The organism is Streptomyces sp. O3 (genome assembly GCF_054788135.1).
This window is the reverse complement of record NZ_JBTVYK010000102.1, coordinates 1-8336: the sequence shown is the minus strand read 5'-3', so window position 1 is coordinate 8336 and position 8336 is coordinate 1. Positions and strand designations below refer to the sequence as shown.

6 protein-coding genes and 1 pseudogene are annotated in these 8336 nt (G+C 72.0%); 1 reads left to right on the top strand and 6 read right to left on the bottom strand.

The annotated features are described in order from the left end of the window. The 4 genes and pseudogenes from ACX6XY_RS29575 to ACX6XY_RS29560 all read right to left on the bottom strand — a co-directional run. Nucleotides 1-215: pseudogene (locus ACX6XY_RS29575) on the bottom strand (AI-2E family transporter); the annotation flags it as partial. Between the two features lie 109 nt (nt 216-324). Further along, entirely contained in the window at nt 325-1104 is a 780-nt protein-coding gene (locus ACX6XY_RS29570; protein WP_460337525.1) for an aggregation-promoting factor C-terminal-like domain-containing protein, read from the bottom strand. Between the two features lie 398 nt (nt 1105-1502). After that, complete coding sequence (locus ACX6XY_RS29565) at nt 1503-2825, bottom strand: PhoH family protein (RefSeq protein ID WP_460337522.1); 1323 nt, start codon at nt 2823-2825, stop codon at nt 1503-1505. Nucleotides 2826-3131: 306 nt separating this feature from the next. Beyond that, the gene (locus ACX6XY_RS29560; RefSeq protein WP_460337528.1) at nt 3132-3893 is read right to left on the bottom strand and encodes an isoprenyl transferase; all 762 of its coding nucleotides are present in this window, start codon (nt 3891-3893) and stop codon (nt 3132-3134) included. Between the two features lie 167 nt (nt 3894-4060). Here ACX6XY_RS29560 and mgrA point away from each other — a divergent pair, with 167 nt between their 5' ends. Next, nucleotides 4061-5098, top strand: a complete 1038-nt coding sequence (gene mgrA, locus ACX6XY_RS29555; protein ID WP_460337519.1) for an L-glyceraldehyde 3-phosphate reductase — start codon at nt 4061-4063, stop codon at nt 5096-5098. 193 nt (nt 5099-5291) lie between these two features. On the opposite strand, the gene ACX6XY_RS29550 is transcribed toward mgrA, so the two are convergent. After that, nucleotides 5292-6032 (bottom strand): prepilin peptidase, encoded by a 741-nt coding sequence (locus ACX6XY_RS29550; protein ID WP_460337516.1) that lies wholly within the window; start codon nt 6030-6032, stop codon nt 5292-5294. Nucleotides 6033-6244: 212 nt separating this feature from the next. Then, the coding region (locus ACX6XY_RS29545) for a heavy metal translocating P-type ATPase (RefSeq protein ID WP_460337514.1) at nt 6245-8336 on the bottom strand (2092 nt) is incomplete at its 5' end.

Below are 8336 nucleotides of genomic sequence, written 5' to 3'. Positions count from 1 at the left end.
GCGTCGGCGGACGCGCCGGCGGAACCCGTGCCGCCGTGCGGGAGCGCGGGCCGGGGCCCCGGTGCGGGTCCGGCCGCGTCGGCGGCGGCGTACGGCTCGTGGTCGCGCTGTACGGGGTCGTCGGGACCGACGCGGCGCTGTGCCTCGCCCAGCCGCTCGCCCAGTCGGCTCAGCCCGTTTCCGAGGCGGCCCAGCCAGCCCGGCACTCTCGACATGATGTTTCCTTTTCCCCCCACCGATCCGTCCCCCTGCGTCGTGTGGAACCGTACACGCGCGAAGCCCCCCACCGAAGGACGGTGGAGGGCTCCGAGAAGTTGAGCGGGGTCAGTACCAGTTGTTGGCCTGCCAGAAGCTCCATGCGCCGCACGGGCTGCCGTAGCGGCCGTTCATGTAGCTCAGGCCCCACTTGAGCTGGGTGGCGGGGTTGGTCCGCCAGTCCGCGCCCGTGGAGGACATCTTGGAGCCCGGCAGCGCCTGCATCAGACCGTAAGCGCCGGAGGACGGGTTGGTCGCCTTGTAGTTCCAGCTGGACTCGTGGTCCACGATGTTGCTGAAGCACTGGAACTGGTCCGCCGGGACGATCTGCCGCGCCATCGCCTGGACCTGCGCGACGGTGTACGAGCTCTGCTGCGCGAAGTCGTTCCCGGACGACACGGCGGAGTTGGAGCGGACCTCGGAGCGGCTGGCCCGCTCCTTGGCGGCCTTGGCCTCCCGCTCGGCCCTCTCCTTGGCCTCGCGCTCGGCCTTCTCCTTGGCCGCCTTCTCCTCCGCGGCCTTCTTCGCCGCCGCCTCGGCCGCTTCCTTCTTGGCGATCGCGTCCTTGGCGGCCTTCTTGCGCGCGGACTCCTCCGCGTACTTGGTGGCCGCCGAGTCGGCCGCCGCCGCCTGGGCGTCGGCCTGCTGCGCCAGGGACGCGGTCTGCACCTCGGCCTGCTGTCCCGCGGGGATCTCGGCGAGCAGCGTGGCCTCGCCGGTGGCCGCGGTGGCCTCCAGGTCGTTGGTGGCGGTGTCGGCGTTGCCCGAGGCGACGCCGACGACAGCGCCGACAGTGGTGACCGCGGTGGCGGATGCCACGGCGAATCCCCGGACCGAAATCCGGCTCACACGGTTTCCTTCCAGCATCGCCCGGTCGGTGACCTTTCGGGCGCAATCGTGCCCCTTGCACTGGCCTCCACCTGATACACGGTCACGGGAGGCGCGGACCCGACGGGCAACCCTCTGGCGAGAGCGGCCTCTTGAGGCACGGGTGGCACACGGCGATCGCTATGAAGTTCTGTGGTGCCGCACCGCTGGGGGTGCGGAGGTGCCGTATGCGGGGCCTGACAGTCCCCAGACTCTGCCGGAACGGGACGGCGCGTGGCAATTCCGCGTTGCGTGGGAAAGCTCACACCCCGTTTGTTCCAGGGGTTTTACGGAAAGACGCGCGCGTCACGACGCCGCCCGGCTAAGCTCTCCCGCTTCACCGGACGGCGTCAACTACCGGGTAACTACCGCGTACCGCCTCAGATGTGACCCTCTTCGAGCATTTCGGTCACCAGGGCCGCGATCTGCGAGCGCTCGGACCGGGTCAGGGTCACATGCGCGAACAGCGGATGCCCCTTCAGCTTCTCGACGACGGCGACCACTCCGTCATACCGCCCCACCCGGAGGTTGTCGCGCTGGGCGACGTCATGCGTCAGGACGACACGTGAATTCGCCCCAATCCTGGACAGAACGGTCAACAGGACGTTCCGTTCCAGCGATTGGGCCTCGTCCACGATGACGAACGCGTCATGGAGCGAGCGGCCCCTGATGTGCGTGAGCGGCAGCACCTCCAGCATGCCGCGCGCCGTCACCTCCTCGATCACCTCACGCGAGGTGACCGCCGACAGCGTGTCGAACACCGCCTGCGCCCAGGGGCTCATCTTCTCGGACTCGGACCCCGGCAGATAGCCGAGCTCCTGCCCGCCCACCGCGTACAGCGGCCGGAAGACCATCACCTTCTTGTGCTGCCGCCGCTCCAGTACGGCCTCCAGGCCCGCGCAGAGCGCGAGCGCCGACTTGCCGGTGCCCGCCCGGCCGCCCATCGAGACGATGCCGACCTCCGGGTCGAGCAACAGGTCGAGCGCGATGCGCTGCTCCGCGCTGCGGCCCTTGATGCCGAACGCCTCACGGTCGCCGCGCACCAGCCGGACGTCGCCCTCCGGCGTGACCCGTCCCAGCGCCTGGCCCCGCTCCGAGCGCAGCGTCAGACCGGTGTGCACGGGCAGCCCGGCCGCCTCGGGCACATGCAGCGACTCGCCCTCGAAGAGGAGGTCCACCTGCTCCCCCGAGACGCCCAGTTCGGACATTCCCGTCCAGCCGGAGTCCGTGATCGCGAGCTCGGCGCGGTACTCCTCGGCGAGCAGCCCCACCGACGAGGCCTTGATCCGCAGCGGCAGGTCCTTGGAGACGACCGTGACGTCGTACCCCTCGGCCTGGAGGTTGCGGGCGACCGCCAGGATCCGTGAGTCGTTGTCCCCCTGTCGGTATCCGGCCGGAAGGACGCCGGGATCGGAGTGGTTGAGCTCGACGCGCAGGGTGCCGCCCAGTTCGCCGATCGGGATCGGGGCGTCGAGGCGGCCGAACCGCACCCGGCAGTCGTCCAGCAGCCGCAGCGCCTGCCGGGCGAAGTAGCCGAGTTCGGGATGGTGCCTCTTCGCCTCCAGCTCGGTCACCACGACGACCGGAAGCACGACTTCGTGCTCGTCGAAGCGGGTCAGAGCCGCCGGGTCGGCCAGCAGGACGCTGGTGTCGATTACATAGGTGCGCCTGTCGGGCATGCGGCGCTTTGTGCTGGTCACCACGGAAGGACGTACCCCCTCGGCAGAGGTTGGGGAAGCGACGGCGTCGCGGGGGACCGGACCGGGCTCTGGCCCGCGTGCACGGGCCGAGCGCCGGCCCTCCGCCTGTCCGTAACTCGTACGGTCCATCGCGTGCAACGGGCCTCCCGGATGAGCGACCCGGTGCCGCTCACTGAGATGCGACGCCCTTGGTACGAGCGTCGACCTGGAGGGGGTATTCCCTCGAACAGGTGCTGCCATGCCAGGCATATGACGGCATGAAAGTGAACAGCCAGTGGCCGAAAAGCGTGCCGGACCCGGAGGCGGTGGTCAGCCGCCGTAACGGCGGTGGCGGGCCGCGTAGTCGCGCAGCGCGCGCAGGAAGTCGACCTTGCGGAAGGCGGGCCAGAAGACTTCACAGAAGTAGTACTCGGAGTGCGCCGACTGCCACAGCATGAACCCGGACAGCCGCTGCTCGCCGCTGGTGCGGATCACCAGGTCCGGGTCGGGCTGGCCGCGCGTGTAGAGGTGCTTGGAGATCTGCTCGACGTCGACGAGCTCGGCGAGTTCCTCGAACGTCGTCCCGCGCTCGGCGTGGTCCAGGAGCAGCGAGCGCACGGCGTCCGCGATCTCCTGGCGGCCGCCGTAGCCGACGGCGACGTTGACGAGTATCCCGGTGTTGCCGAGCGTGTCCTGCTCGGCTTCCTTGATCACCGTCTGGGTACGGGCGGGCAGCAGGTCCATGGTGCCGACGTGGTGCACCCGCCAGCGCCCGTCCGCCGCCAGGCCGCGCACGGTGTCCTCGATGATGCCGAGCAGCGGCACCAGTTCGGACTCGGGGCGGTCGAGGTTGTCGGTGGAGAGCATCCAGAGCGTGACGACCTCGACCTCGGTCTCGGCGCACCAGCCGAGGAACTCGGAGATCTTCTGGGCGCCCGCCTGGTGGCCTTCGGCCGTGGTGCCGCCGGACGCTCTGGCCCAGCGCCGGTTGCCGTCGAGGATGACGCCGATGTGTCCGGGGACCTGCGCATGGTCGAGGCGGCCTTCCACCCGGCGCGCGTAGAGCCGATACACCAGGTCGCGCAGGTTCACTCTGTTCAGCCCCTCCGGCAGATGGCAGGTCCGTGCATCCCCCAAGGGCGATACCTTACCGCCGTGTGTCCGTGGGCCACCCCATGGGTGTGGCCGCCCTCACGCCGCCCTCACGCGACGGGTGCGCCCGCGCTCACGTGATCCCGCGCTCACGTAACTTCGTTCCCATGAACGACAAGTCTCCGTACCAGGCGGCGAGCGACCGCTACGACTCCATCGAGTACCGCCGCTCCGGCCGCTCCGGGCTGAAGCTGCCCGCCGTCTCGCTCGGCCTGTGGCACAACTTCGGCGACGACCGCGACCTCGCCTCACAGCGGGCGATCCTGCGCCGCGCCTTCGACCTCGGCGTCACCCACTTCGACCTGGCGAACAACTACGGCCCGCCGCCCGGTTCGGCCGAGCTGAACTTCGGCAAGCTGTTCCGGCAGGACTTCGCGCCGTACCGCGACGAGCTGGTGCTCTCCACCAAGGCCGGCTACCGGATGCACCCCGGCCCGTACGGCGAGTGGGGCTCGCGCAAGTACCTGCTGGGGTCCCTGGACGCGTCGCTGAAGCGGATGGGCGTCGACTACGTCGACATCTTCTACTCGCACCGCTTCGACCCCGACACGCCGCTTGAGGAGACGATGGGCGCGCTGGCCTCGGCCGTGCGCCAGGGCAAGGCCCTGTACGCGGGCATCTCGTCGTACAACGCGGAGCAGACCCGCGAGGCGTCCCGGATCCTCAAGGAGATGGGCGTACGCCCGCTGATCCACCAGCCGTCGTACTCCATGATCAACCGCTGGACGGAGGACGAGAACCTGCTCGACGTGCTGGCGGACGAGGGCATGGGCTGCATCTCGTTCGTGCCGCTCGCGCAGGGCCTGCTCACCGGCAAGTACCTGAACGGCATCCCGGAGGGTTCCCGTGCGACGCAGGGCAAGTCCCTGGACCCGAAGCTGCTGTCGGACGAGGTGGTGCGCCGCCTGAACGGCCTGAACGAGATCGCCGCCCGGCGCGGCCAGTCGCTGGCCCAGCTGGCGCTGACATGGGTGCTGCGGGACGAGCGGATGACCTCGGCGCTGATCGGCGCGTCCAGCGTCCGGCAGCTGGAGGAGAACGTCGCGGCGCTGGGCGGTCCGAAGCTCGACGACGAGGAGCTGAAGGAGATCGACGCCTTCGCGGTGTCCACGCCGGGCACCAACATCTGGGCCGACCGGGGCTGAGTCCCGGCTGAGTCCGGGACTGAGTCCGGGACTGAGTCCGGGACTGAGTCCGGGGCTGAGTCCGGGGCTGGTCCCGGCTGATTCCCCGGCAAAGAATTCGGGCCGGTCCGTGGGGGGGATACGGACCGGCCCGAGGGGGGGACTTACACCATAACCCTTCGTGAGCGATGCCGCGTACATAACCGCGCGATGACTACGCTCCGATACCGCCGAGCAACAGTCCGCTGAATGCTCCGGCTAGCATGCACGGGCCGAGCGGCATCGCCGTTTTGCGTCCGGCACGGCCTCGCAGCACAAGGGCGAGGGCGTATCCGCCGCCGTAGACGACCCCGGCGAAGAAGCCGAGCAGCAGCACCCCCCACCCGTACCACCCAAGGGTTACGCCGAGGGCCGTCGCCAGCTTGACGTCACCGAAGCCCATCCCGCTGGGGTAGATCAGGAACAGCGCGAAGTAGACCCCGCCGAGCACCAGCCCTCCGAGCAGGACGCCGCGCCAGGACCCGGCGGCCGCGTCCGCCTGGGCGGCGAGCCCGAGGAGCGCCAGCGCGGCGGCGGCGAGCGGCAGCGTCAGGACGTCGGGCAGCCGGTGTACGGCGTGGTCCACGACGGCGAGCAGCACGCCGAGCGGGACGAGGGCCAGCCACACCAGAGTCTCCGGGCGCGCCCCCGCGGCGGCCGCGATGGCCGCGCACAGCAGCGCGGTCACGGCGGCCAGGAGCGGCGTACGGGGCCCGAACCGCGCTCCGCGGCAGCCGGGGCACCGCGCGACGCCGAGCCAGCCGCGCGCGAGCGAGGCCGTCAGGTCGTGGGCTCGCGGGCAGGACGTCCGCCAGGGTTCGCCGGGAGCGACGGACAGCCGGTAGGCCGCGCGGGGCACCAGCCCTCCGGCGAGCGCGCCGTACCCGGCGGCGAGAACGATCAGCAGCGCGTGCACGCGCCGACCCTAGGCCGCGCCGGGCCCGTGTCGCATGGGTCCGGGGGCCTACGCACACGGGGGCGCGGCCTCCGCGCGGGGCGCGGCGGGCGGCACCGCGCGGCCCCCTCCACCGCGCGGTGCCACCACGCGACTTTGCCGACGCGAATTAACACTGGTCTGAACCTACGCGATGCTTATGTCAGGGTCGAATTCTCGCGATAACGATGCGGTCACGCCCGCCAGGCGCTCTCACGGAGCAGCCGCAGCCCGTTGAGACCCACCAGCACCGTGGATCCCTCGTGGCCCGCGACCCCGAGCGGCAGGGGCAGGTGCCCCACCAGGTCCCAGGTCACCAGTACGGCGATGAACGTGCCCGCGATCACCAGGTTCTGGATGACCAGCCGCCGGGCGCGGCGGGAGAGGGCCACCGCGCGCGGCACGGCGGCGAGTTCGTCGCGTACGACCACCGCGTCCGCGGTCTCCAGGGCCAGGTCCGAGCCCGCCCGGCCCATCGCGACGCCGGTGTGCGCGGCGGCGAGCGCGGGCGCGTCGTTCACGCCGTCGCCGATGACCAGGGTCTTGCGGCCAGCGGCCTGGAACTCCCGGACGGCGGCGGCCTTCTCCTCGGGCAGCAGTCCGGCCCGTACGTCGCCGCCCGAGCCGTCGGCGGCGATCCCGGCCCGCGCGGCGACGGCGGCGGCCGCCAGGTGGTTGTCCCCGGTGAGCAGGACCGGCGCGGTACCGGTGAGCCTGGCCAGCTCGGCGACCGCGGCGGGCGCGTCCGGACGCAGCCGGTCAGCGAAGCCGAGCCGCCCAGCGGGCACACCGTCCACCAGAACCTGGACGACGGTGACCGCACGCGCGGCGGAGGTGGTGCCGATGCCGGTGCCGGTGCCGGTGCCGATGCCGGTGCCGATGCCGGTCCTGGCGGCGGAGGTGGTGGTGGGTGCGGCGCCAGCGTCATGGGCCGCTCTCACCTCCACCACCCGTCCGTCAACCTTCGCCGTCACGCCGCGCCCCGGCGTCGAGGCGAAGTCGCGGGCCGTGCGCGGGGCGAGCCCGCGCTCGTCGGCCGCCCGTACGACCGCGCGGGCGAGCGGGTGTTCGCTCGCGTGCTCGGCCGAGGCCGCGAGGGTGAGCAACTCCGACGCGGAGAAGGGCGCTTCGGGACGCACCTCGGTGACGCGGGGCGCCCCTTCGGTGAGCGTCCCGGTCTTGTCGTACGCGACGGTGTCCGTCTGCCCGATGCGCTCCATCACCACGGCCGACTTGATCAGCACCCCGTGCCGCCCGGCGTTGGCGATCGCCGAGAGCAGCGGCGGCATGGTGGCGAGCACGACCGCGCACGGCGAGGCGACGATCATGAACGTCATGGCCCGCAGCAGCGCGCCGGACAGCTCGGCGCCGAAGGCGAGCGGCACGCCGAAGACCGCGAGGGTCGCCACGACGAGCCCGACCGCGTACCGCTGCTCGATCTTCTCGATGAACAGCTGGGTCGGCGCCTTGGTACGGGAGGCCTCCTCGACCAGGGCGACGATCCGCGCGATGACCGTGTCGGAGGGGTCGCGCTCGACGCGCACCCGGAGCGCGCCGGTGCCGTTCAGCGTCCCCGCGAACACCTGATCGTCACCGGTCCGCGCGCCCTCGGCGGGCTCAGCGGACCCGGCGGACCCGGCGGGCTCGGCGGACCCGGCGGGCTCGGCGGGCTCGGCGGGCTCGGCGGATCCGCTCGGCCGCCGGGCGGACTTCGGTACGGGCAGGGGCTCGCCGGTGATGGTGGCCTGGTCGACCTCGCTCGCGCCGTCCACGACCCGCCCGTCGGCGCCGATCCGCTCGCCGGGGCGCACCAGCACCTCGTCCCCGACGGCGAGCCGGGCCGTCTCGACGGTCTCCTCGCCGTGCGCGGTGATCCGGGTCGCGGTGGTCGGCGCCAGGTCGAGCAGCCCGCGCACCGAGTCCTCCGTACGCGCGGTGGCCAGCGCCTCAAGCGCGCCCGACGTGGCGAAGATGACGATCAGCAGCGCGCCGTCCAGGTACTGCCCGATCGCGGCCGCGCCGAGCGCCGCGACGATCATCAGCAGGTCCACGTCGAGGGTCTTCCGGCGCAGGGCCCTGAGCCCTTCCAGCGCGGGCTCCCACCCGCCGGTCGCGTACGCGACCGCGTACAGCGGCCCCCAGAGCCAGCCGCTCGCGCCCGTGAGCTGGAGCGGCAGCGCGAGCAGGAACGCGACGGTCGCGGCGGCGGCCCAGCGCGCCTCGGCGAGTGCCAGCACGCGGGTGCGGCGGGCGGGTACGCGGCGGTCGGCGGGCGGGGCCGGGGAC